Origin of the sequence: Pseudomonas coronafaciens pv. oryzae str. 1_6 (assembly GCF_000156995.2) — a bacterium.
In the GTDB taxonomy this organism is placed as follows: domain Bacteria; phylum Pseudomonadota; class Gammaproteobacteria; order Pseudomonadales; family Pseudomonadaceae; genus Aquipseudomonas; species Aquipseudomonas tremae.
The window spans coordinates 567,554-593,437 of record NZ_CP046035.1 but is presented as its reverse complement, the minus strand read 5'-3'; the positions used below and the strand labels follow the sequence as shown (position 1 = coordinate 593,437).

General features: G+C 59.4%; 17 protein-coding genes and 2 tRNA genes. 2 read left to right on the top strand and 17 right to left on the bottom strand.

The annotated features are described in order from the left end of the window. Positions 1–86: 86 nt before the first annotated feature. The 11 genes from POR16_RS02675 to rnr all read right to left on the bottom strand — a co-directional run bounded on the left by POR16_RS02675 (position 87) and on the right by rnr (position 16,844). The gene (locus POR16_RS02675; RefSeq protein ID WP_005888537.1) at positions 87–980 is read right to left on the bottom strand and encodes a transglutaminase family protein; all 894 of its coding nucleotides are present in this window, start codon (positions 978–980) and stop codon (positions 87–89) included. Further along, complete coding sequence (locus POR16_RS02670; protein WP_024670378.1) at positions 980–3,475, bottom strand: circularly permuted type 2 ATP-grasp protein; 2,496 nt, start codon at positions 3,473–3,475, stop codon at positions 980–982. The genes POR16_RS02675 and POR16_RS02670 overlap by 1 nt, the downstream gene beginning before the upstream one ends. Before the next feature lie 87 nt (positions 3,476–3,562). Then, entirely contained in the window at positions 3,563–6,841 is a 3,279-nt protein-coding gene (locus tag POR16_RS02665) for a transglutaminase family protein (protein WP_055003685.1), read from the bottom strand. Between the two features lie 379 nt (positions 6,842–7,220). Further along, entirely contained in the window at positions 7,221–9,530 is a 2,310-nt protein-coding gene (locus tag POR16_RS02655) for a YgiQ family radical SAM protein (protein ID WP_024670380.1), read from the bottom strand. A 102-nt stretch (positions 9,531–9,632) separates the two neighbouring features. After that, complete coding sequence (dnaB, locus tag POR16_RS02650) at positions 9,633–11,027, bottom strand: replicative DNA helicase (RefSeq protein ID WP_005888531.1); 1,395 nt, start codon at positions 11,025–11,027, stop codon at positions 9,633–9,635. A 124-nt stretch (positions 11,028–11,151) separates the two neighbouring features. Continuing rightward, complete coding sequence (gene rplI / locus POR16_RS02645) at positions 11,152–11,598, bottom strand: 50S ribosomal protein L9 (RefSeq protein WP_003317208.1); 447 nt, start codon at positions 11,596–11,598, stop codon at positions 11,152–11,154. Between the two features lie 19 nt (positions 11,599–11,617). Further along, positions 11,618–12,514 carry a YybS family protein gene (locus tag POR16_RS02640; RefSeq protein ID WP_005888529.1) on the bottom strand — a complete coding sequence of 299 codons (897 nt, stop codon included), beginning with the start codon at positions 12,512–12,514 and terminating at the stop codon, positions 11,618–11,620. Between the two features lie 39 nt (positions 12,515–12,553). Further along, on the bottom strand, positions 12,554–12,784 hold the full coding sequence (gene rpsR, locus POR16_RS02635) for a 30S ribosomal protein S18 (protein ID WP_002551829.1): 231 nt from the start codon (positions 12,782–12,784) through the stop codon (positions 12,554–12,556). 28 nt (positions 12,785–12,812) lie between these two features. Further along, a complete protein-coding gene (gene rpsF, locus POR16_RS02630) occupies positions 12,813–13,238 on the bottom strand; it encodes a 30S ribosomal protein S6 (RefSeq protein WP_002551828.1) in 426 nt (141 codons plus the stop codon). 214 nt (positions 13,239–13,452) lie between these two features. Then, entirely contained in the window at positions 13,453–14,214 is a 762-nt protein-coding gene (gene rlmB, locus POR16_RS02625) for a 23S rRNA (guanosine(2251)-2'-O)-methyltransferase RlmB (RefSeq protein ID WP_005888527.1), read from the bottom strand. Then, positions 14,211–16,844 carry a ribonuclease R gene (gene rnr, locus POR16_RS02620; RefSeq protein WP_005888525.1) on the bottom strand — a complete coding sequence of 878 codons (2,634 nt, stop codon included), beginning with the start codon at positions 16,842–16,844 and terminating at the stop codon, positions 14,211–14,213. Before rnr ends, rlmB begins: the two co-directional genes overlap by 4 nt. A 225-nt stretch (positions 16,845–17,069) precedes the next feature. On the opposite strand from rnr, the gene POR16_RS02615 reads away from it, so the two are divergent. Together POR16_RS02615 and POR16_RS02610 are read left to right on the top strand one after the other, a co-directional pair. Then, positions 17,070–17,156 (top strand) — tRNA-Leu (locus POR16_RS02615). 156 nt (positions 17,157–17,312) lie between these two features. Then, positions 17,313–17,399 (top strand) — tRNA-Leu (locus POR16_RS02610). Positions 17,400–17,504: 105 nt separating this feature from the next. On the opposite strand, the gene POR16_RS02605 is transcribed toward POR16_RS02610, so the two are convergent. The 6 genes from POR16_RS02605 to hflX all read right to left on the bottom strand — a co-directional run bounded on the left by POR16_RS02605 (position 17,505) and on the right by hflX (position 25,879). Continuing rightward, on the bottom strand, positions 17,505–19,439 hold the full coding sequence (locus tag POR16_RS02605; RefSeq protein WP_005888523.1) for a methyl-accepting chemotaxis protein: 1,935 nt from the start codon (positions 19,437–19,439) through the stop codon (positions 17,505–17,507). Positions 19,440–19,610: 171 nt separating this feature from the next. Then, the gene (locus POR16_RS02600; RefSeq protein WP_024670382.1) at positions 19,611–20,903 is read right to left on the bottom strand and encodes an adenylosuccinate synthase; all 1,293 of its coding nucleotides are present in this window, start codon (positions 20,901–20,903) and stop codon (positions 19,611–19,613) included. A gap of 54 nt (positions 20,904–20,957) precedes the next feature. Then, a complete protein-coding gene (locus POR16_RS02595; RefSeq protein WP_005888519.1) occupies positions 20,958–22,145 on the bottom strand; it encodes an ATP phosphoribosyltransferase regulatory subunit in 1,188 nt (395 codons plus the stop codon). A 270-nt stretch (positions 22,146–22,415) separates the two neighbouring features. Beyond that, the gene (gene hflC, locus POR16_RS02590) at positions 22,416–23,285 is read right to left on the bottom strand and encodes a protease modulator HflC (protein ID WP_005888516.1); all 870 of its coding nucleotides are present in this window, start codon (positions 23,283–23,285) and stop codon (positions 22,416–22,418) included. Continuing rightward, on the bottom strand, positions 23,285–24,481 hold the full coding sequence (gene hflK / locus POR16_RS02585; protein WP_005888514.1) for an FtsH protease activity modulator HflK: 1,197 nt from the start codon (positions 24,479–24,481) through the stop codon (positions 23,285–23,287). The genes hflC and hflK overlap by 1 nt, the downstream gene beginning before the upstream one ends. 96 nt (positions 24,482–24,577) lie before the next feature. Then, the gene (hflX, locus tag POR16_RS02580) at positions 24,578–25,879 is read right to left on the bottom strand and encodes a ribosome rescue GTPase HflX (protein WP_005888513.1); all 1,302 of its coding nucleotides are present in this window, start codon (positions 25,877–25,879) and stop codon (positions 24,578–24,580) included. Between the last annotated feature and the right edge of the window lie 5 nt (positions 25,880–25,884).

Below are 25,884 nucleotides of genomic sequence, written 5' to 3'. Positions count from 1 at the left end.
GCCAGGGTTCCAAAGACGTGTATCGAAAGGTCCCGGCACAATTGCTCCTTTGAAGAACGATTCAAGAGGCCCGCTAATTAGGCGGCTCAGGCAGCGACGGGCATGACGGTGACGCGGACTTCGGGATCGTGGCTGCCGCCGCCCAGGATAACCCCACGCAAAGGCGATACATCCGAAAAGTCACGCCCCCAGGCCAGGCTGATGTGCTCCAGTGCAGGCTGCGCATTATTGGTCGGGTCAAAGTCGACCCAGCCCGACGCCGGACAAAACACCGACACCCACGCGTGCGAGGCATCAGCACCGATCAGCCGGGGTTGACCGGGCGGAGGCTGAGTCAGCAGATAACCACTCACGTAGCGTGCCGCCAGCCCCCGCGAGCGCAGGCACGCCAGCATCAGGTGCGCAAAGTCCTGACAGACACCGCGCCGTCGCTCCAGCACTTCCACCAGCGGTGTCGCTACCTGAGTCGCTTCTTCGTCGAAAGTGAATTCGCTGAAGATCTTCTCCATCAAGGCCTGCACACCCAGCAGCAACGGACGTCCGGCAGGAAAGCAGTCCTGCGAAAACTCGACGAACGAACGTTTCAGGTGTACGTAGGGAGACTCGAAGCGATAGCGGCAGGCCTCCAGAATATCTTCGGTCATCGGTTTGGCGCTGTAAGTCAGCGCACTGCGCGTCACTTCCCATTCCGGCGACAGGTTGAAATCCAGAAACGGGCGTTCGAGTACCTCGATACGCAGCCGGGCATTGACCTGCAACTCATCATGAGGACGCTCGAACGCCAGGCGCGTCAGCGGGTTGCCGAACACGTCCAGCTCGTCGCGACGCGTGGTCGGCGTCGGGAATATCTCCAGTGCCTGCTCGGTGCAACGCTGCCACTGACTGCTGCGTGGCCACAGATGCGCCAACTGCTGAGCCAGGGAAACCGGGCTGTCGTACTTGTAATGCGTGTCGTGAAAAATCTGGTAGAAGGCGCTCATCAGACAGATACCGTGCGTTGGCTGACGTCATCGACGTGGGCAAAATGGCGCAGGGCCAGACGGTCTGAGGCCTGCCCACTGCTGTCGCCGATGCTCTGCAACAGGTCGGCCAGCCCGTCGAGGACTGCGTCGATGCTGCTCTGACCAAACAACGGGTTTTCCAGGCTACCCAGATCGAAGGCAGCGAGACGCTGAGCCAGCACCGCAAGGCCGTTATCGCGCGGCGCATCGAACTCGTCGTTCAGGCGGCGCAGCGAACGTTGTACCAGTTTGAGCTGAAACAGCACCGCATGCGGATTCTGCTCATCAAGCAACAGCAGGTCCAGCACTGGAATAAGGTGCGGCACCGACATGTAACGCGAACGGTAGGTGATGCTGCTGTTGCCCAGTTCCAGCAACCATTCCAGCCCGGCCTTCTCCGAAACCGCCGAACCGCGCAGAAAGGCCGCCAGGCTTGTGCTGAGAAACTTCAGACGCTCTATCCGGCGCCCGATCATCAGGAAGCTCCAGCCTTCATCACGGGTCATGTCATCCATGGCAAAACCGGCAAGCGCCGCCAGTGACATCACCAGACGGTTGAGAAAATCCACCAGCTCGCCAAAGTCCGGCTCCTCGGTATCCAGGCTCAACGCTTCGCGCTGGAGCTCGACCAGCGCCTGCCAGTTTTCTCTCGATAGCTTGCCGCGCACCTGTGAAGCGGCCCACTGCAGACGCTGCAGATTGCCACGCAGGCTGAATGGCCACTCTTCACCCAGAAGCGCCGCAAGCAGGCGATCCTTCAGCTCTTCGCCCTCTTGCGCTTCGGGCAGCATGCCGAGGCTTTCAGCCAGCGCGACAGCAGCCTGTAGCGCAAGCGGGTCATCATCATCGACGTATCGCGTGAGCATGATGCGCAGCAGGCGCGCGCTGTCTTCGCAACGTTCGCAATAGCGGCCGAACCAGAACAGGTTTTCCACCACCCGCGATGGCAGATAGGGGTCGCGCCGGATCAGGTCATAGACCCCCAGCACACGCTGACCTTTCCAGGGTTCACCGAGGTGCGAGCGCTCGCCCAGCACCCAGGTGTCCTTGCTCGCACCACCGCGCTGCATAGAGACCACCTCGGCATCGGCTTCAGCGGCCACTCGGGTCAGACCGCCCGGCAGTACACGATAGCCGTCGACGCTGGCCACGGCGTAAACGCGCATGCCAATGGCACGCGGCTGCAAACCGGTGCCATCGGCCTGCAGCACCGGCGCATGGGACAATTGCGCCAGCTCTTGGGCCACATAGGCATAAGGCCGCGATTGCATGCGTTGGGCGAGAGCCGTGCGCTGTTCCTCGTTGAGATCGCGTCCAAACACTGGGGCAAAATGCTGCGAGGGAAATGCGGGTTTGATCAGTAAGTCAGGCAGTTTTTCCAGCGCCTGCGCCAGCACGGTCGGCTCTCCGCACCACCAGGTTGCCACCGATGGCAGAATCAGGTCCTCACCGAACAGGTACTGACTGATTTTCGGCAAAAAGCCCAATAACCCAGGCGATTCAAGCACACCGCTGCCCAGCGCATTGGCGACCAGCACGTTGCCTTGACGCACCGCCTCCAGCAAACCCGGCACGCCGAGTGCGGAATCGGTTCGCAATTCCAGCGGATCACAGAAATCATCGTCCAGACGACGCATGATCGCGTGAACCCGGCGCAGGCCGCTGAGGGTTTTCAGGTAAACGGTGTCATCGCGAACGGTAAGATCGCCGCCCTCGACCAGCGGATAACCCAGCTGCCGCGCCAGATACAGGTGCTCGAAATAACTTTCGTTAAAGCGCCCTGGCGTCAACAACACCACCAGCGGCGCCTCGCTGCTGGTCGGCGCCTGACGTGAAAGGGTCTGTTGCAAGGTATCGAAGAAGCCTGACAGATGCCGGACCTGCAGGTCGCGGTAGGTTTCAGGCAAGGCACGGGCGACGCTCTGGCGATTCTCCAAAGCATAACCCGCCCCGGAGGGCGCCTGAGTACGGTCGGCGGTAACCCACCAGCGCCCGTCCGGCGTGCGCGCCAGGTCAACGGCGTACATGTGCAAAAAGGTGCCTTCAGGCGGTTTTATGCCCTGGCATGGCCACAAGAAGTTGTTATGGCCGAACACCAGTTCGGCAGGCAGCAAACCATTGGCGATCAGGGTCTGGGGACCATAAAGATCGGCCAGCACGGCGTTGAGCAACCGCGCACGCTGGGCAATCCCTGCCGCCACGTGCTGCCACTCATCCGCCGCAATAATGTGCGGCAACAGGTCCAGTTCCCATGGACGATCAGCGCCCTTCGGGTCGGCGTAGACGTTGTAGGTGACGCCGTTTTCCTGAATCTGCCGGGTCAGCAGGGCTTGACGCTGAATCAATTGCGCCGACGTACTGCGTTGCATGTGCTCGTAAAGGCGTCGCCAGTGTGGACGAACGGCGCCATCAGCATCGAGCATCTCGTGGTAAGTGCCCTCGGAAAGAGAGTAGCGATCAAGCAGGTCAGGCATGGAAGGCTCGGCAGGCAACGTAAGGACTTCAGAGTAGTGCTGCCAGATGTCACATCCGTGTGCATCTGACGCACAGAGCCACTGTTTTTAATGCAGACGCATATCCAGCGTCATCGGCAGCTCGTCATTAATATTGAGCGACGGAACGGTCAGCTTGCCGGGTGTGTGACCGATGCGGAAGAAACGTGACAGGCGACGGCTTTCCGCTTCGTTGGCGTTGACCGGCAATGTCTCGTAGTTGCGACCGCCCGGGTGGGCGACATGATACTCGCAGCCGCCCAGCGAGCGGTGCATCCAGGTATCGAGCAGGTCGAACACTAGCGGGGCATGTACGCCGATGGTCGGTTGCAGGCAGTTGGCCGGTTGCCAGGCACGATAGCGTACGCCCGCGACAAACTCGCCGACGCGTCCGGTCGGCTGCAGGGGTACGGGTATGCCATTGCAGGTGAGCAGATAGCGTTGCGGCGGCAGCCCGCTGAGATGCACCTGCAAGCGTTCCAGCGATGAATCGACATAGCGCACCGCACCGCCAGCCGAGCCCTCCTCGCCCAGCACATGCCAAGGCTCCAGCGCCTGACGCAGTTCCAGCTCGATGCCGTTGACGGCGTAATCGCCCACTTTCGGAAAGCGAAATTCCAGATGCGCGGCAAACCAGTCGGCCTTGACCGGATAACCGGCCGCGTTCAGGTCGGCCACTACGTCGGCGAAATCCTGCTCGATGAAATGCGGCAGCATGAAGCGGTCGTGCAACTGCGTGCCCCAGCGTGCCAGTTTGGCCGGTGCATAAGGCTCGCGCCAGAAACGGGCGACCAGCGCGCGCAGCAGCAATTGCTGGGCGAGGCTCATGCGCGCGTGAGGCGGCATCTCGAAGGCGCGCAGCTCCAGCAAGCCCAGGCGCCCGGTCGCGCCATCGGGCGAATACAACTTGTCGATGCAGAACTCGGCGCGGTGGGTGTTACCGGTGACATCGATCAGCAGGTTGCGCAGCAGGCGATCCACGACCCAAGGCGCAACGTCTTCTCCGGGTTCGGGCATCTGCGCGAAGGCAATTTCCATTTCGTAGAGCGAGTCGTTACGCGCCTCGTCGATACGTGGCGCCTGTGAGGTAGGGCCAATGAACAGCCCGGAAAACAGGTACGACAGCGAAGGATGGTTGTGCCAGTAACTGATCAGGCTGCGCAGCAGGTCTGGACGCCGCAGGAACGGAGAATCGCCCGGTGTCGCCCCGCCCAGCACGAAGTGATTGCCGCCGCCAGTGCCGGTATGACGACCATCTATCATGAACTTTTCGGTGGTAAGACGTGTGAGGCGCGCCTGCTCGTAGAGAAATTCGGTGCGCTCGACCAGTTCGTCCCAACTTGCCGAGGGCTGCACGTTGACTTCGATCACACCCGGGTCAGGCGTAATGCGGAAGTTGCACAGACGCGGATCGCTCGGCGGCTCGTAACCTTCGAGCAGAACCGGGCATTGCAATTCTTCGGCAGTTGCTTCGATCACGGCTACAAGCTCAAGGTATTCCTCAAGCTTCTGCAGCGGCGGCATGAACAGGTAGAGACGCCCAGCACGCGCTTCGGCACACAGCGCCGTACGGGTCAGCCAATCGGCGGACTCGTCGATCTTCGGCGCGCGTTCAGCGTCTGTCTCGTTTGACTTGAGTGCCGAGGTCAGCGAATCGCTGTCGGCCAGTTCAGGAAAGTCCTGATTATGGTCGGTCGGGTGAATGAACGGGTACTCCGCCGCCTTGACCCAAGGCTGCGAGGCCAGTGGCAGTCGATACCCCAACGCTGAATCACCTGGCACCAGACGGCAATGCTCGTCACGCAGATACCAGCGGCCGCTCTGCCAGCTGTCACCTTCTGCGCTACGGGCCAGCGGCAAGACCTGGCCGATCATCTTGTCCAGCCCCTGCGCGAAGACCTTGCGCAGGCGCGCCCGCTCAAGCTCGTCGCCCAGCCGCGAATCTTCGGCGGTCACGTTGACCGGCAGCGCACCTTCGCGCCACAGGTAGTAGAAATTATCTTCGTAGGCCGGAAAAACAAAACGGGCCGGCAGTTTCAGGCGCTCGGCAACGCTGGCCAGAAAACGCCCGGCCAGCTCGCCAGTTGCGCCGTAGTCCTGTGTTTCATTGGCGATCAGCGCATTGTTGCGCCAGACCGGCTTGCCGTCCTTGCGCCAGAAACAGTTCAGCGACCAGCGCGGCAACTGTTCCCCCGGATACCATTTGCCCTGCCCGAAATGCACGATCCCCAGAGGCGCATAGTGCGCGCGCATGCGCTGGAAGAGTTCGGCAGACAGCTCACGCTTGCGCGGCCCCAGCGCTGCAGTGTTCCATTCGGGGCCATCGCGATCATCAATGGAAACAAACGTAGGCTCGCCGCCCATAGTCAGGCGCACATCATCGCGGATCAGATCGGCGTCTATCTGCCGCCCAACCGCCTGGATGTCCTGCCACTGCTCTTCGCTGTAGGGCTTGGTGACGCGTGGCGCCTCCCAAATACGCTCTACAGACATTTCATGGCTGAACTCGGTTTCGCACGGCTCGACCAGCCCGCTGATCGGTGCTGCGGAGGATGGCTCGGGACTGCAGGCCAGCGGAATGTGGCCTTCGCCGGCGAACAGTCCAGAGGTGGCGTCCAGCCCGACCCAGCCTGCACCCGGCAGATACACCTCGCACCAGGCGTGCAGGTCGGTGAAGTCGACGTCGGTACCGGAAGGCCCGTCCAGCGCTGCAACGTCAGCTTTGAGCTGGATCAGATACCCCGACACGAAGCGCGCGGCCATCCCCAGATGGCGCAGCAGCTGCACCAGCAGCCACGCAGAATCGCGGCAGGAACCCGAGGCGTTTTCCAGAGTGAACTCGGGGGTCTGTACACCCGGCTCCATGCGAATCAGATAATCGACGTCCTGGCTCAGACGCTGGTTGAGGCCAACCAGAAAGTCGATGGCCGGAATCGGCTCACGGCTGATGCTGTCCAGATAGGCCTGGAATTTCGGGGTCAGCGGCAGTTTTTCGAGATACGGTGCCAGTTCACGCTGCTCTTCGCTGGCATACGTGAACGGGATGTTTTCAGCGTACGGCTCGAGAAAGAAATCGAACGGGTTGAACACTGCCATCTCGGCAACCAGATCGACCTCGACACGGAATTCCTTGGTTTTTTCCGGAAAGACCAGGCGCGCCAGATAGTTGCCCTGTGGGTCCTGCTGCCAGTTGATGAAATGATTTTCAGGCAACACTTTCAACGAATACGACAGTACGCGTGTGCGGCTGTGAGCGGCCGGGCGCAGGCGAACGATCTGAGGACCCAGTTCGACCGCGCGGTCGTAGCGATAATGCGTGACATGGTGCAAGGCAATATGAATCGACACGGCGTGCCTCCTGCGAGCCTGAACGGTAAATGAGCCGCGCAAGACTTATGCCATCCGGTCAAAGTCAGGCGCCTACGACATCGGCACTACCCGCTTTACGAGGCTCAGCACCAAAATCGTGCCGGCCTGAGCCGACGGTGCAAGGGTTGCACAGTAATAAGGCAGACAGTGTGGCAGAGGGATTGGGTGTGGGGTGAAGAATTGTGAGCAGCGTGGGTGCCTGGTGTGACGCAGAGCGTCACGAACGGCATTCCTACGCTTGAGCGTGAGTAACGAGCATACGCTGAATATCGTGCCCAAGCTCTGCGTGGGGTGGGCATGCCGCTCTGGACGCTCTGCGTCCGCCCCTGTTCAAGCAGGCGGCGCTATGCGATGTACGTTAGCGCGGTACTACCGGCTTGCGCTTGGCTGGCTTGGGGCCTTTGCCTTTGGCGGCGTCAATGCGCTCTTTGGCGGCCTGCTTGTTGCGCGCCATTGCGGCAGCCTTGGCTTCTTCACGCTTGTCCCACGGCTTGCTGCCGTCGCTGCCACGTGGCGGCAGACCGGTGTGCTGGGTCTGAATCAGCGTGGTCTTGGTGTTCTTGCCGACCTTGTGGCTACCTGCCGGTGTCGAGTTCTTGCGGCGGGCACTCTGGTAGGTGTCGGTCGCAGGCTGATGCAGCGGGATCAATTGATCTTTGCCCGACCCGATGAGGTCGGAACGGCCCATACGCTCCAGCGCCTCACGCAGCATCGGCCAGCCTTTCGGATCGTGATAGCGCAGGAATGCCTTGTGCAGACGACGCTGTGCTTCGCTCTTCACAATCGTGACGCCGTCACTCTTGTAAGTCACCTTACGCAACGGGTTCTTGCCCGAGTGGTACATCGCCGTGGCCGTGGCCATTGGCGACGGGTAGAACGCCTGCACCTGATCCGCACGGAAGCCGTTGCCCTTGAGCCACAGCGCCAGGTTCATCATGTCTTCATCAGTGGTGCCCGGGTGGGCGGCGATGAAGTAAGGAATCAGGTACTGCTCCTTGCCTGCTTCCTTGGTGTACTTCTCGAACATGCGCTTGAACTTGTCATAGCTGCCAATGCCCGGCTTCATCATCTGGTTGAGCGGACCTTCCTCGGTGTGTTCCGGGGCGATCTTCAGGTAACCACCGACGTGGTGCGTGACCAGCTCCTTGACGTATTCCGGCGACTCGACCGCGAGGTCGTAACGCAGGCCGGAAGCGATCAGGATTTTCTTCACACCCGGCAACGCTCGGGCACTGCGGTACAGCTGAATCAGCGACGAGTGATCGGTGTTCAGGTTCGGGCAGATACCAGGAAACACGCAGGATGGCTTGCGGCACGCCGATTCGATCTCCGGGCTTTTGCAGGCGATGCGATACATGTTCGCAGTCGGTCCGCCCAGGTCGGAAATAACGCCGGTAAAGCCTGGCACCTTGTCGCGGATCTCTTCGATTTCACGAATGATCGATTCTTCGGAACGGTTCTGAATGATCCGGCCTTCATGCTCGGTAATCGAGCAGAACGTACAGCCGCCGAAACAGCCGCGCATGATGTTCACCGAAAAACGGATCATGTCGTAGGCAGGAATCTTTTCCTTGCCGTACGCAGGGTGAGGAACGCGCGCGTAAGGCATGCCGAACACGTAGTCCATTTCTTCGGTGGTCATCGGAATGGGCGGTGGATTGAACCAGACGTCAACTTCACCATGCTTCTGCACCAATGCGCGGGCGTTGCCCGGATTGGTTTCAAGGTGCAACACGCGGTTGGCGTGAGCGTACAGAACGGCATCGTTCCTGACCTTTTCCACCGACGGCAGACGAATCACAGTCTTGTCGCGGGTCATGCGCGGGCTGGCAAGGATCTGCACCACCTTGGCTTCATTCGGGTCTTCGACGTCGCCTTTTTCCTGCTCGATGGCGCAGGCCTGGGTGTCCTGGGTGTTGACGTACGGGTTGATGATCTTGTCGACCTTGCCCGGACGATCGATGCGCGTCGAGTCGACTTCATACCAGCCTTGCGGCGTGTCACGACGGATGAAGGCAGTACCGCGCACATCGGTGATGTCTTCGATCTTGTGGCCATAGGACAGACGCTGGGCAACTTCGACAATCGCACGTTCGGCATTGCCGTACAGCAAGATGTCGGCGCAGGCGTCAATCAGGATCGAGTTGCGAACCTTGTCCTGCCAGTAGTCATAGTGGGCAATACGGCGCAACGAGGCTTCGATGCCGCCCAGCACGATCGGCACGTGTTTGTAGGCTTCCTTGCAGCGCTGGCTGTACACCAGACTCGCGCGGTCCGGGCGCTTGCCAGCCATGCCGCCAGGTGTGTAGGCGTCATCGGAGCGGATTTTCTTGTCCGCTGTGTATCGGTTGATCATCGAGTCCATGTTGCCGGCAGCAACACCGAAAAACAGGTTCGGCTCGCCGAGCTTCATGAAGTCGTCTTTGGACTGCCAGTTGGGCTGCGCGATGATCCCGACCCGAAAGCCCTGGGACTCAAGCAAACGGCCAATGATTGCCATGCCGAAAGACGGGTGATCAACGTACGCATCACCTGTGACGATGATGATGTCGCAGGAATCCCAGCCAAGCAGATCCATTTCTTCCCGGCTCATGGGCAGGAAAGGTGCTGGTCCGAAACATTCGGCCCAGTACTTGGGATAGTCAAATAACGGCTTGGCTGCTTGCATGTTCAGGACCTACGTTTGCACGTTGGAAAAATCGCGGGCGCGGAATATAGCACATTTTTTGATCAAGCCCGACAACGGCGGTCGGATTTGACTGACCTTAGATCAATCTTCGTCGAAGTTGTAACTGCCGGGGGCCAGGTTCTCGAAACGCGTGTATTTGCCGATGAACGCAAGGCGTGTAGTGCCGATAGGGCCGTTACGCTGCTTGCCGATAATGATCTCGGCAATGCCCTTGTGTTCGGTTTCGGGGTGATACACCTCGTCGCGATACACAAACATGATGACGTCGGCATCCTGCTCGATCGCTCCGGATTCCCGGAGGTCGGAGTTGATCGGGCGTTTGTTCGGTCGCTGTTCAAGCGAGCGGTTCAACTGCGAAAGGGCAATAACCGGGCAGTTGAACTCCTTGGCCAGCGCTTTCAGGGACCGGGAAATCTCGGAGATCTCGTTGGTACGGTTGTCGCCGCTCGAACCGGGAATCTGCATCAGCTGCAGGTAGTCGATCATGATCATAGCGATGTCGCCGTGCTCTCGAACGATACGGCGTGTGCGTGCGCGCATTTCCGAGGGGCTGATGCCTGCTGTATCGTCGATGAACAGCTTGCGATCGTTGAGCAGATTGACCGCCGAAGTCAGGCGCGGCCAGTCATCATCTTCCAGACGGCCGGCGCGCACCTTGGTCTGATCGATACGCCCCAGCGATGAAAGCATACGCATGATCAGCGATTCACCTGGCATTTCCAACGAATAGACCAGCACCACCTTGTCGCTGCGCAACACAGCGTTTTCGACCAGGTTCATCGCGAAAGTGGTTTTACCCATCGACGGACGACCTGCAACGATGATCAGGTCAGATGGCTGCAGACCGCTGGTTTTTTCATCGAGATCGGTGTAGCCAGTGGAAAGGCCGGTGATTGCGTTGTCGCTGTTGAACAGGGTATCGATACGGTCGATGGCCTTGGTCAGCAGGTCGTTGACACTGACCGGGCCGCCGGTCTTGGGCCGCGCTTCGGCTATCTGAAAAATCTGCCGTTCGGCCTCGTCCAGAATCTCTTCGGCGGTTCGACCTTCCGGGTTGAACGCGCTGTCCGCGATTTCAGTGCTGATACCAATCAACTGCCGCAATGTGGCCCGCGCACGAACGATCTGTGCATAGGCCTTGATGTTGGCAACAGAGGGCGTGTTTTTCGCCAGTTCGCTGAGGTAGCCCAGGCCACCGACTTGCGAGGTCTGGCCTTCCTTGTCCAGCTGTTCGGCCAGGGTAACCACGTCGATCGGGCTGTTCTGATCAGCCAGCCGGGCAATGGCGCGGAAGATCAGACGGTGGTCATGTCGATAGAAATCACCATCAGAGACTTGATCGAGCACGCGCTCCCAGGCGTTGTTGTCCAGCATCAGACCACCGAGCACAGCCTGTTCGGCCTCGATGGAATGTGGCGGCACCTTGAGGGCAGCGGTTTGCAGATCGTATTGCTCGGGGGCGGATATATCGTTCATGGCCACTTTAATTCGGGGGGTTGCAGAATGGGGATGGCACAAAGACAAAGGGCACGACCTGTAAACAGGATCGTGCCCGATGTTAATCCTCTCACGACAATGCCGCCAGACGATTCAGTGTTGCTTAAGCAGCCACTACGACAACGCGTACGGTCGCTTCTACGTCGCTGTGCAGATGCACGGCTACGTCGAATTCGCCAACGTTGCGGATAGTGCCGTTCGGCAGACGAACTTCGCTTTTTGCAACTTCAACGCCAGAGGCGGTCAGTGCATCAGCGATGTCGTGAGTACCGATCGAACCGAACAGCTTGCCTTCGTCACCAGCGGTGGCAGTGATAGTCACTTCCAGCTCAGCCAGTTGGGCAGCGCGAGTTTCGGCAGATGCTTTCTTGTCTGCAGCCAGTTTTTCCAGCTCGGCACGACGCTCTTCAAACGCAGCCACGTTGGCAGCGGTTGCAGCGGTTGCTTTGCCGTAAGGCAGCAGGTAGTTACGACCGTAACCGGCCTTAACGTTTACTTTGTCGCCCAGGTTGCCCAGGTTGGCGACTTTTTCCAGAAGGATCAGTTGCATGTGGAAATCCTCTTAACTTTTAACCTTCACCGTTCGCAGGACCATTGCCGGAGTCTTTCGAACCCCGGCGACCGCGAAAATCAATCAGGCTGTCGACAATGGCAATTACCACGAGCAACGGATAGATCAGTTGCATAAACACCAGCAGCGTGATGTACATCCCTACCAGCCAGAACCGCGAAAGGCGCTTTTCAGCAACCAGTCCGTGAATCAGGGCCAGCCCGGCAAATGCCAGCGGTACGCTGCACAGCGGTGTGATCATGGCTACCTGAGGCCCGAAATTCGGCCCAACCAGCATGCACACCAACAGCGCCAACGCAGGCACCAGTGGAAGTTTCACGGCGCGAAATTCACGCCCGAAACCACCAGGGTTGTACAACATCGCTTGCCAGTACCGGCCCAGCATCAGGCACAGCACACTGACGATTTGCAACACAGCCGCTATCAGGCCATTCAGGACGGGAGCAATCAGTGACCCCAGACGCGCTCGCTCTTCTACGTTCAACTGCTCGTAGAGCCCGGCCAGCATTGTCGGCAGATGTTTCTGCAACTCCTGCGACATTGCTTCCAGAGGTTCGCGAAAAACCGTGCCCAGAACCACTGCGTACACCACACCCAACGCCACGCTGACCAGCAGCACGCGGACCCAGGACTCGCTGGCACGCAAAACCATTGCCAAACTCAGCGAACCCAGCAGCACCATGGCTGTACGAGGTTCACCGAAATACCACCAGACCAAGGCCGGCAGCAGAGCCCAGGACAGGACACCAACGGCATCACTGAACCCGCGTCGCAGGAGCACAAGGCAACCTGCGGCAGCACTCAACCAGAACAACAGCGGCAACGCCGCACATCCAGCCACTACGAGAGTGGCCTGCATACGGCCGCGCATGATGAATTCAGCCAGGGCACGCATGCTTTCTATCCTTTGTTACGTTTTGTCGACTACCTGGTCTCAGCGGCCGTGGCTGTCGGTGTAGGCCAGCAGGGCCAGGAAGCGGGCACGCTTGATAGCGGTGGCCAGCTGACGCTGATAACGTGCTTTGGTACCAGTGATACGGCTTGGAACGATTTTGCCGGTCTCGGATACGTAGGCTTTCAGAGTGTTGAGATCTTTGTAATCGATCTCTTTGACGTCTTCAGCGGTGAAGCGGCAGAATTTACGACGACGGAAGAAACGTGCCATGTAATTGGCTCCTCAAAAGGTCCGTGGATTACTCGTCAGCGTTATCGCTAACGTCGCTGTTGTCGCCGTCATCGCCATCGGCGCTGTCGGAGTGCTCAGGACGGTCACGACGCTCACGGCGCTCACTGCGGTTCTCTTCAGCCTTGAGCATCTCGGACTGGCCAGTTACGGCTTCGTCGCGACGGATGACCAGGTTACGGATCACAGCATCGTTGTAACGGAAGTTGTCTTCCAGCTCGGCCAGAGCCTTGCCAGTGCACTCAACGTTCAGCATCACGTAGTGAGCCTTGTGAACATTGTTGATTGCGTAAGCCAGTTGACGACGGCCCCAATCTTCCAGACGGTGGATTTTGCCGCCGTCTTCTTCGATCAGCTTGGTGTAACGCTCTACCATGCCGCCGACTTGCTCGCTTTGATCCGGGTGGACCAAAAAGATAATTTCGTAATGACGCATGAATGCTCCTTACGGGTTGTAGCCTGCCGCTCAAATAGCGGTCAGACAAGGAGTGAATGACACTGTTGGTCTTGCTCAGGGACAGGCACATGAGCGCCTGCCGTGACAGCAAGGGGCGCAATTGTAGAGAAGGGTCGAGGGAGGTGCAAGGCAATTGGTAAGCCAGTGAGCAGATAGCGAAACGCGACCTGCTCACTGGACGACCGGCAAGGGGTCAGGATTTCTTGCCGGCAGCCTTTACACTGCGCTGGCGCAGCGCTTCAAAAAGACACACGCCGGTCGCAACCGACACGTTCAGGCTGCTGACACTGCCCGCCATCGGCAGACGCACCAGATAATCACAGTGCTCGCGGGTCAGGCGACGCATGCCCTTGCCTTCAGCACCCATAATGATGATGGTCGGCCCGGTCAGGTCCTGCTGATACAGCTCGACCTCGGCCTCGCCCGCCGTACCGACAACCCACAAACCGCGCTGCTGGAGCTTTTCCAGCGTGCGCGCAAGGTTGGTCACGGCCACCAGAGGAATCACTTCCGCAGCGCCGCAGGCGACTTTTCGCACAGCAGGCGTCAAGGTTGCAGACTTGTCCTTGGGCACGATAACAGCCAGCGCACCGGCCGCATCGGCGGTACGCAGGCAAGCGCCCAGGTTATGCGGATCAGTCACGCCATCAAGCACCAGCAGCAACGGCGGCCCCTCGCTGCGATCAAGCAGCTCATCGAGCATTGCCTCGCCCCAGACCTGGCTCGGGCTGACGTCGGCGACCACGCCCTGATGCACGCCTTCAACCCAGGCGTCCATTTCGCGACGCTCGGCCTGACCGATAGTCACGCGATTTTCGCTCGCCAGTGAGACCAGCGTTTGAACACGAGGGTCATTACGACCCTCTGCCAGCCAGATGTGCTTGACGCGCTTGGGGTGATGACGAAGCAAAGCTTCTAGGGCGTGTACGCCGTAGATTTTTTCCAGCTGACTCATGACTTGGCCTTGGGTTTACGAGCGCCACTGCTTTTTGCAGCCGGCGCGGAGCCCGTCTTCGACGAGCCTTTGCGGTGCTTGCTGGCCGGCTTGCTCGACGAAGGAGCAGAGCCCGACCTGTCAGACTTTCCCGACGACGCCTTGCTACCACCCTTCGCGTCTGCCAGAAGTGCTTTCTTCAGTTCGCGGCTTTTACGCACTTCTGCGTTTTTAGCCGCCGCATCGCCCGGGCGATACGCTTCGGAACTGGTCTCTTTGGCCGAAGAGGTACGGCGACCTGACTTGGTGGCAGGTGCCTTGTCCTTCTCAGCCGCAGCGGCTGCAGGTGGCGCAGTGTCATGACCGCGACGCTTGCGACCGACAGGTGTAGCGGCGGCTGCCGTTGCGGAAATCTCGAAATCGATCTTGCGCTCATCCAGATCGACACGCATGACGCGCACTTCAACAGTATCGCCAAGGCGGAAATTACGCCCGGTACGCTCACCGGCAAGGCGGTGATGCAGCGGGTCGAAATGGTAGTAGTCGCCCGGCAGTGCGGTGACGTGGACCAGACCCTCGACATATATATCGGTCAGCTCGACGAACAGGCCAAAACCGGTTACCGCCGTGATCACACCGGGGAACGACTCGCCGACGCGATCCTTCATATACTCGCACTTGAGCCAATTGACCACGTCACGCGTGGCCTCATCAGCGCGGCGCTCGCTCATCGAACACTGCTCGCCCAACTGATCGAGCAATGCGTCGTCGTACGGATAGATACGCGCTTTCGGAATCGTTGCAGCGCCTGCACGACGAACATGCGGGGTATCCTGCTTGGAGCGGATAACGCTGCGGATCGCGCGGTGCGTCAACAGATCGGGATAGCGACGGATCGGCGACGTGAAGTGCGTATACGCCTCGTAATTCAGGCCGAAGTGGCCATTGTTGTCCGAGCTGTACACCGCCTGACTCAACGAACGCAGCATCACGGTCTGGATCAGGTGATAGTCCGGACGATCACGAACGGTCTCAAGCAGTGCCTGATAGTCCTTCGGCGTCGGACCTTCCTTGCCTTTGTGCAGGGTCAGACCCAACTCGCCAAGGAACGCACGCAGTTTTTCCAGACGCTCCGGTGGCGGACCATCGTGGACACGGTACAACGCAGGAATTTCGTGCTTTTTAAGGAACTGCGCGGTGGCCACGTTGGCAGCCAGCATGCACTCCTCGATCAGCTTGTGAGCGTCGTTGCGGGTAGTCGGACGAATTTCGGCGATCTTGCGCTCGGAGCCGAAGATGATCCGGGTTTCCTGAGTTTCGAAATCGATCGCACCCCGCACATGACGCGCGCCAAGCAACACCTTGTACATGGCGTAAAGCTGCTTGAGGTGCGGCACCACATCGCCATATTCGCCGCGCAGGCTCTTCGCCTCGGCGGTTTTAGGCTGCTCCAGAATCGTGCTGACCTTGTTATAGGTCAGACGGGCATGGGAATGGATGATGCCTTCGTAGAACACGTAGTCAGTCATTTCGCCGGTCTTGGAGATAGTCATCTCACAGACCATGGCCAGACGATCAACGTGCGGGTTCAGCGAGCACAGGCCGTTGGACAATTGCTCAGGCAGCATAGGTACGACACGCTCGGGGAAATACACCGAGTTGCCGCGTACCTGAGACTCGGCATCCAGCGCCGAACCGATTTTTACGTAGCTCGATACGTCGGCAATTGCCACGTAGAGCTTCCAGCCACCGGAGAACAAACGCAGTTTGCCCGGCTTGGCTTCGCAATAAACCGCATCGTCGAAGTCGCGTGCATCTTCACCATCGATGGTAACGAAAGGCAAGTGGCGCAGATCGACGCGATGCTCCTTGTCCTTCTCTTCGACTTCCGGCTTGAGCTTGGCAGCCTCCTTGAGGACGGCTTCGGGCCATACGTGCGGAATATCGTAAGTACGCAGCGCAACATCGATCTCCATGCCCGGAGCCATGTAGTTACCGACCACTTCGACCACATCACCTTGCGGCTGGAAGCGCGGGGTTGGCCAGTGAGTGATCTTCACCTCGACGAACTGGCCGATTTTGGCGCTGTTGTTGCGACCCGGCGTGACCAGCACTTCCTGCTGGATCTTCGGGTTGTCGGGCACCACAAAACCAATGCCGCTTTCTTCGAAATAGCGACCCACTATGGTTTCGTGAGCACGCGAGATCACCTCGACGATCACACCCTCGCGACGGCCACGACGGTCCAGGCCGGAGACCCGAGCCAGCGCCCGATCACCGTCGAACACCAGACGCATCTGCGCCGGGCTCATGAACAGGTCGTCGGAGCCGTCGTCGGGAACCAGAAAACCGAAACCGTCGCGATGGCCGGAGATGCGACCCAGGATCAGGTCAAGCTTGTCTACCGGTGCATAGGTGCCACGACGGGTGTAGATCAATTGGGCGTCGCGCTCCATCGCACGAAGGCGACGGCGCAGGGCCTCGAATTGATCCTCGGTGGTCAGGCCGAATTCTTCGACCAGTTGCTCGCGACTTGCCGGCGAACCGCGCTCGGCAAGGTGCTGCAAGATCAGCTCGCGGCTGGGAATGGGGTTTTCGTATTTTTCCGCTTCACGAGCGGCCTCGGGATCGAGGGACTGCCAATCGGCCATTAGATAGTTTTCACCTTGTATATATAGGGGTTAGTTTGGCATAGACCTCATGAAACGGGAAATTTCACGCTCAAACCGGCCTGTAAATCATCGGCTCGACCACACTGAAACGCCCGAAACACGCCGTCTGTGATTTTTTTGGACTTTTTTTCACTGCCGGGGTTTACAGCCCAAAAGACGCTCCGTATAGTGCGCGCCATCGACAGGCCTGTGCCTTCCGATACTGCCCAGATGGTGAAATTGGTAGACACGCCAGCTTCAGGTGCTGGTGACCGCAAGGTCGTGGAAGTTCGAGTCTTCTTCTGGGCACCAATTCAGGCGACAGACTACAACAGTCTCAAGCCTCACAAAAACCCGCGAAAGCGGGTTTTTGCATTTTCCGCCTTTGATTAATCAAAACAGGGGTTTACAGAGCAAAACGATGGCCGTATAGTGCGCCCCATCAACGGCGTACACGTCATTGATACTGCCCAGATGGTGAAATTGGTAGACACGCCAGCTTCAGGTGCTGGTGACCGCAAGGTCGTGGAAGTTCGAGTCTTCTTCTGGGCACCAATTCAAAAAAACCGAGCCAATGGCTCGGTTTTTTGCTTTCTGGGTTTTGCAAAAACAGTCCGGCCTGCACCCGGCACTGCAACTGCAGCGCCGAACCACGCGCACTCAAGCCCTGAACTGCCCCAGGCTGGCTTTCAGCTGTGCAGCCAGCCCGCTGAGTACTTTGCCACTGGCGGTCGTTTCCACCACCGCTTTGGCAGCTCGCTCGGCCTGAGCGTGAATCACCTCTACCCGACCGCGAACAGCCTGTGCACCCTGCGCCTGATGAACCGCTGCCTGAGTTGCCAGGCCAATGGCTGCATGCACCTGCTCGACAGAAGCCTGAACCGTCTGCTGACGCTTGGCACTGTCGCGCAACACTTCAAGCCCTTCCTTGGCCTGTCGACCAGCGACACCGATGGCGGCTACAGCCTCTTTTGCGCCACGCTGCAAGGCGATGATGTGTTCCTGAATATCCCCCGTCGAACTCTGCGTCTTGCTGGCCAGCGCTCGAACTTCGTCGGCGACTACGGCAAAGCCCCTGCCCGTTTCGCCTGCACGCGCCGCTTCGATGGCGGCGTTGAGCGCAAGCAGGTTGGTTTGTTCGGCAATACCGTGGATGACTTCCAGCACAACCTCGATCTGCTGGCTTTGCTGCGCCAGGCGCTCGATGACCTGCGCACCGGTCTCGACCTGACCGGCCAGCGCTTCGATCAGCCCGCCGACCTGACTGGAAGTACGGGTGTTTTCATCAGTCGCCTGCTTGATATCGATCACCTGACGCAGGGCGGCCTGCATTGCGTGACTTTCCGACTGCGCCTCGTCGGCCATCTGCTCCAGCGCTTTAAGACTGGCCGCCACCTCATCACGCTGCAACTCGGCCGCCGCATCGGCACCGGCATTACGCTGGCTCATTGCACCGATCTCGATCCCGGTCAACTGTGCAACCTCACCCGCCTCACGCACGATGGGCTGCAACTTGTCGATGAAGCGATTGACCGCTGCCGACATGTCGCCAATCTCGTCATTGCTGTCCAGCTTGACGCGCTTGGTCAAGTCACCCTCTCCCGCCGCCAGATCGTTGAGTGCCGCGATCAACAGGTGCAGCTTGCTGACCACTCGACGCCCCAGCACGACAGCCAGCAACAGCAGCACGCCAAGGCCCACCAACGCCAGGCCCATGCCGATCCGCCAGCGCAGCGTTTCGGCCGCTTCCTGAACAGTGACACGCGTGTTGCCGGTCATTGCCGTTGCTGCGGTCTGAGCCGCTTGCAAGCGCCCACGCAGAGCCGTCGAGCTGTCTTTTGACGCACTGGCAAGGCTGTCGGAGACCAATTGTTCGCCGCTGGTGATCAGCGCTGCAAAACGCTTGTCCAGTGCCGCAAGATTTTCCTCGACCGTTGCCGTGGAAACACCCATGCGCACTTTGCCGATCTCGACACCATTAGGGCTGATGGAGGCTTCGACGTAGTACACGGATGGATCGTTTTTTGCGGCACTCAGGACTTTATCCATCGCCCGTTCGCCCTCGCCCTTGGCCAACAACGCTCTGACCAGCGCGTTATCCCGGTTCATGTAGCGAGTAAGGTGCTCTCCTGCTGCATCGTCATAGACGACGAACAGCACATTGGGATTGCGCTGCGCCCGTCGGGCAAACTCGGAAAGTGTCGGTGTGTCGTTGTCCCACATGGCTCGCGGAGCGACGGCAGCCAGCAATTCGGCCATATCGGTGGCCGAGTCTTTGAGGTCTTTTTCCAGCGTGGCGCGCAGTTGCGTCTGCTCGTCTTTCAAACGCGTCGACAGACCGACACTCAGGCGTTGACGCGTGCTGGCCGAAAGCGCATCGAGACTCGACGTCACTTCGCTACTCGCCAGTTCCAGCTCGGAGGAAAGATGTTGCGAATCTACCCCGAGGCGATTGGCGAGATCCGCCTCAAGGGCTGTGACCGTGCTCCGGGTAAGCGCAACCGCCACGATGACTTGCACCAGAAGGGCAATGCCCAACGCAATGAAGACCGGGCGCAGCAGACGACTTTGCAATAGAGATAAGATCGCAGACACAGGAGAATCCTTCCACCCTGAGCGCCACTAAAATGATGGCACTTTTCTGTCACCTTTGTAGCAAGCGCCGTGCCGTGACACAAGTCTCACTTTCTGGCGCATTTGATACGCCAGACTTCGAAAGCAGAAAGGGCCGCAAATGCGGCCCTTTCTGTATAACCAAGTGGTGAATCAGCCGAATGGATGACGCAGCACGATGGTTTCGTTGCGGTCAGGGCCGGTCGAGATGATATCGATAGGCGCCCCCACAAGCTCTTCGACCCGCTTGATGTAAGCGCGGGCAGCGGCAGGCAGCTCTTCGAGAGTCTTGGCACCCAGCGTCGACTCGCTCCAGCCTGGCATTTGCTCATACACCGGACGCAGGCCCAGATAGCTGTCAGCATCAGTCGGAGCATCAATGACGGCACCGTCTTCGTTCTCGTAACCGATGCAGATGTTGATGGTTTCCAGACCGTCGAGCACGTCCAGCTTGGTCAGGCACAGACCCGAAATGCTGTTGATTTCGATGGCACGACGCAGGATGACGGCATCGAACCAGCCACAACGACGTGCGCGACCGGTGGTGGCGCCGAACTCGTGGCCACGCTTGGCCAGAAACGCACCAACGTCGTCGAACAGCTCGGTCGGAAACGGCCCAGAACCCACACGCGTGGTGTAAGCCTTGGTGATACCCAGAATGTAATCCAGATACATCGGACCGAAACCCGAACCGGTGGCGATGCCGCCAGCAGTGGTGTTGGAGCTGGTGACGTACGGATAGGTGCCGTGGTCGATGTCCAGCAGCGAGCCCTGGGCACCTTCGAACATGATGTCCTTGCCATCGCGACGCATCTCATGCAGCGCAGCAGTGACGTCGAGCATCAGCGGCTTGAGCAGGTCAGCGTATTCCATGCACTCGTCGAGTGTTTTCTGGAAGTCGATGGCAGGCTCTTTGTAGTAATTGACCAGCACAAAGTTGTGATAGTCGAGCAGCTCGCCCAGCTTGGCGGCGAAGCGCTCGCGGTGGAACAGGTCGCCGATGCGCAGTCCGCGACGCGCCACCTTGTCTTCGTAAGCCGGGCCGATACCACGACCGGTGGTGCCGATCTTGAATTCGCCGCGGGCTTTTTCGCGCGCCTGATCCAATGCAACGTGATACGACAGGATCAGCGGGCAGGACGGGCTGATGCGCAGGCGCTCGCGCACCGGAATGCCTTTCTCTTCCAGCTTGATGATTTCGCGCAGGAGCGCGTCGGGGGCGACGACCACACCATTGCCGATCAGGCACTGCACGCCTTCGCGCAGCACACCGGACGGGATCAGGTGCAATACGGTCTTCTCACCGTCGATCACCAGGGTGTGGCCAGCATTGTGGCCACCCTGATAACGCACTACGGCGGTAGCATGTTCGGTCAGCAGATCAACGATCTTGCCTTTGCCCTCATCACCCCATTGAGTGCCCAGGACTACGACATTCTTACCCATAACACTTGTCCTCATTCACGCAAACTTGGTGCCGGCGGCGGCCGGCAGGAATACTCAAGAAGCCAGCGGCATTACCTGCCAGTGCTCGCCATGCTGAATCAATTGCCGGTCACAGTCGGCTTCGCGCGCCGCACTCACCTGCTGCCCAGGCAATGCCTGAACCACACGCTGACCCTCATTGCGCAACTGGCATACCTGCTGCCAGAGTGCCGCGTCCGTGCTGTCCGGCATCCATATGCCACCGGACGGTAAAACGATTTCTGCCTGCCCCAGAGTTACCAGGGTTTTCAGGTCAGTGGAAAAGCCGGTCGCCGGGCGGGCACGACCGAAGTCGGCGCCGATATCATCGTAACGACCGCCCTGGGCAATCGACTGGCCCACGCCCGGTACGAACACCGCAAAGACCACACCGGTATGGTAGTGGTAGCCGCGCAGTTCGCCGAGATCGAAATACAAAGGCAGCTGCGGGAAGCGCACAGCCAGGCGATCGGCGATAGCCAGCAGGTCATCAAGCGCTGCCAACACAGGTGCAGGGGCCGCCGACAGTCGATCCCGAGCTGCATCAAGCACCTCACGACCACCGCACAGATCAACCAGCGCACGCAGCATCGAAGCCAGCTCTTGCGGCAGATCAGCGGTCAGTGCAACCACTTCGTCGATGGCCTTGCGTTGCAGCGCATCGAACAACTGCTGCTCGACCTCGCCTGACAGACCGGCCGCACGCGCCAGACCACGATAGATACCGACATGCCCGAGGTCCATGTGCACATCCGGCACATCGGCCAGCTGCAGCATGGCCAGCATCAGACTGATGACCTCGACGTCGCTGCTCGGGCTTGCGTCGCCATACAGCTCGGCGCCGAGCTGTATCGGACTGCGAGAGGAGGACAATGCTCGTGGCTGAGCATGCAGAACGCTGCCTGCGTAGCATAGACGGCTAGGGCCTTCACGCTTCAGGGTGTGCGCATCGATGCGTGCAACCTGTGGCGTGATGTCGGCACGAAAGCCCATCTGCCGGCCCGATTGCGGGTCGATGACCTTGAAGGTGCGCAAATCCAGATCCGAACCCGCGCCGGTCAGCAGCGACTCCAGATACTCGATATGCGGGGTGACGACGAACTCATAGCCCCAGCTCTGAAACAGATCCAACACCTGACGGCGCGCTACTTCAATACGCGCCGCTTCCGGTGGCAGTACTTCTTCGATGCCATCTGGTAGCAGCCAGCGGTCAACCGTTGCCATTACGCCTTTCCCCTGTGATCCAGGCGGCCAGCCTACAGGCTGGCCTTGAGTGAAGCAGAGAGTGGCGCGCCGTATGACGGGCACGACAAATGCCCGGGACAGGCCACGCAGACCACTCTCCTCGAAAAACTTTGCCGCCTTCTGAATCAGATGCGGCCAATCAATCGTGCAGACGCAAAAAAGCCGGGAATTTCCCGGCTGCCGCATGATACACACGTTTCACCGTACGTTCACCCCACCAGGCGGTTTTGCCGCCCGGCGGGTGATTGATTACGGCTTGGCTTTTTCCATATAGCGAAAGAATTCGCTGTTCGGATCAAGCACCATCACGTCACTCTTGTTCGCAAAGCTTTCGCGGTAGGCGCGCAGGCTACGGTAAAACGCGTAGAACTCCTGATCCTGACCGTAGGCCTTGGAGTAGATCGCAGCAGCCTGGGCATCACCATCACCACGCGCCTCTTCAGACTCGCGATAGGCTTCTGCCAGCAACACACGGCGCTGACGATCGGCGTCGGCACGGATGCCTTCACCCAGCTCGTTACCCTTGGCACGGTGCTCGCGCGCTTCACGTTCACGCTCGGTACTCATCCGCTCGAAAACGCTGCGATTCACTTCCTTGGGCAGGTCAATGGCCTTGACCCGAACATCGAGCACTTCGATACCCAGCTCTTTTTCAGCCATGCGGTTCAGCGAACCGGTGATATCCGCCATCAGTGCGTCTCGCTCGCCCGACACGACTTCGTGCAGGGTGCGCTTGCCGAACTGGTCGCGCAGGCCGGACTCCAGACGACGCGACAGGCGTTCATCAGCAATCTGCTTGAGGCCGGAAGTCGCGGTGTAGAAACGTTCCGCATCCTTCACGCGCCATTTGGCGTAGGCATCGACCATTACGGCTTTCTTTTCCAGCGTCAGAAAACGCTGGGTAGGCGCATCGAGCGTCAGCAGACGTCCGTCGAACTTGCGCACCTGGTTCACGTAAGGAACCTTCACATGCAGGCCCGGCTGAACGTCAGCCTGGACCACCTTGCCGAACTGCAGCAAAACCGCACGTTCAGTCTGGGACACTATGTAGAAGCTGTTCCAGGCGATGACTGCCAGTACCACACCGACAATAAGGGTGATCAGCGATTTATTGCTCATCAGCGAGTCTCCCTTGTACGTACTTCACCGCGCTGCTGAGCCTCAGTCGCCCGGGCGGCGGCAGCGGCAGCATCGGTATTGGCCTGAGATGGCGTACCCGAACCGGAGCCATGGGCAGTACTGCTGCGACTGCTTTCGATCATCTTGTCGAGCGGGAGGTAAAGCAGATTATTCTGCCCCTTGTCACCGGTCACGAGAACCTTGCTGGTGTTGCTGAAGACTTCCTGCATGGTGTCCAGGTACAGACGCTGGCGGGTTACTTCAGGAGCCTTGCGGTATTCGGCAACCAGCTTGGTAAAGCGATCAGCCTCACCTTTGGCCCGCGAAACCACTTCGTCACGGTAGCCGTTGGCATCTTCGAGAATGCGCTGAGCCTGACCGCGAGCTTCCGGGATAACCCCGTTGGCGTAGCTTTCAGCCTGGTTGCGTGAACGCTGCTCGTCTTCACGGGCGCGGATCACGTCATCAAACGCTTCCTGTACTTCGCGTGGTGCGGCAGCGCTTTGCACGTTCACCTGAGTAACGGTGATGCCGGTGCCGTAGGTATCGAGGAAGCGTTGCAGACGCTCCTTGATTTCGCTGGCCATCAGCTCACGGCCTTCAGTCAGTACCTGGTCCATCGCCGTGGAGCCCACGACATGGCGCAGCGCGCTTTCAGTCGCGTGCTGCAGGCTGATTTCAGGCTGATCGACGTTCAGAACGAAGTCCTTCAGGTTGCTGATCTTGTACTGCACGGTCAGTGGCACCTCGACGATGTTCTCGTCTTCGGTGAGCATCTGGCCCTGCTTGCTGTAGGCGCGCTCGCGAGTCACGTTTTCCATGTACTTGCGATCGAACGGCGGGAAGTAGATGTTGAGGCCCGGCCCCACGGTTTCGTGGTATTGACCGAAACGCAGCACGACGGCCTGCTCCTGCTCATCGACAACATAGATAGCGCTGTACAGCCAGAAAGCGACAAGCACGACAAGGCCGATGCCGAGCAGGCCAAAGCCACCGCCCTTGCCCGAACCGCCGCCATTGCCACTGCCGCCATCACTGCCGCGTTTGTTACCGCCGCCGAACAACCCCTTCAGGCTTTCCTGCAGCTTACGGAAGGCCTCGTCGAGATCAGGTGGTCCCTTGCGGTCGCCGCCACGGCGTTTGCCGCCCCAGGGATCTTGATTATTCGAGTTGCCACCCGGCTCATTCCAAGCCATAGCGCTCTCCATCTGATAAAGCAAAGACGCGCCCGCGGCGCGCCGACCAATGCTACAGAATGCCCGCGAAAGCCGTACAACGGCTTTTTCGTGCTTTTATTGCAAAGTGTGTTGCTCGATGAACTCCAGCGGCTGCAATCCTTCGCGACTCACCAGTCGATTGAGTTCAACGCGCGGTATTCGCACCGCCAGCAAGCTGGCACCGTCTTCGTCATGCGCCTCGCTCTGCACCGCACCCAGCTCGAAGAACTGGGCGCGCAGCCGGGCAAGGCTTTGCGGCAAGTGAAGCGTACCGACAAACAGGTCGTTGCCAAGCAATTCGGCGATAGCCTGTTTGAGCAGATCCAGCCCGCGACCATCACGCGCCGACACCCAGACACGCTGCGGCTTGCCATCGGCATCGCGTTGTATCTGAGGCTCCACGCCTTCGAGCAGATCGAGTTTGTTATAGACCTCGAGGATCGGCAAGCCCTCGGCACCGATCTCACCGAGCACGGCCATTACCTGCTCGATCTGCGACATGCGATCAGGCTCATGCGAGTCGATGACATGCAGGAGCAAATCGGAATTGCTCGACTCTTCAAGGGTCGCGCGAAAGGCTTCTACCAGCTTGTGAGGCAGATGGCGAATGAAGCCTACGGTGTCAGCCAGAACGATCGGGCCAAGGTCATCGAGCTGCAGACGACGCAGGGTAGGATCGAGCGTGGCGAACAACTGATCGGCCGCAAACACATCCGAATCGGTCACCGAGTTGAAAAGGGTCGATTTGCCGGCGTTGGTATAACCCACCAGTGAAACCGACGGAATATCCGCACGCCGACGCCCGCGACGCGCCTGATCCCGCTGACTGCGAACCTTCTCAAGACGGCCTTTGATCTGCCGCAGGCGAACCCGCAGAAGACGTCGGTCGGTCTCGAGCTGAGTTTCACCCGGACCACGCAGGCCGATACCGCCCTTTTGCCGCTCAAGGTGAGTCCAGCCGCGTACCAGACGGGTGCTCATATGCTCAAGCTGGGCCAGTTCGACCTGCAGCTTGCCTTCGTGAGTACGCGCCCGCTGCGCGAAGATATCGAGGATCAGCCCCGTACGATCAAGCACGCGACACTCGAAAACGCGCTCGAGGTTACGCTCCTGACTGGGCGTGAGGGTGTGATTGAATATCACAAGATCAGCCTGCTCGGCTTTGACCTGGTCGCGAAGCTCCTCGACCTTGCCAGAGCCGATCAGGTATTTGGCCGATGGCCGATGACGCGGCACGTTGATAAACGCAACGGTATCAGCACCAGCCGATATGGCCAGCTCCTGAAACTCCTGCGGATCTTCGCGCGCCTCAGGGTCCTGACCATCCAGGTGAACGAGAATGGCCCGCTCACCACCACTGTGGCGCTCAAAGAACAAGGCAG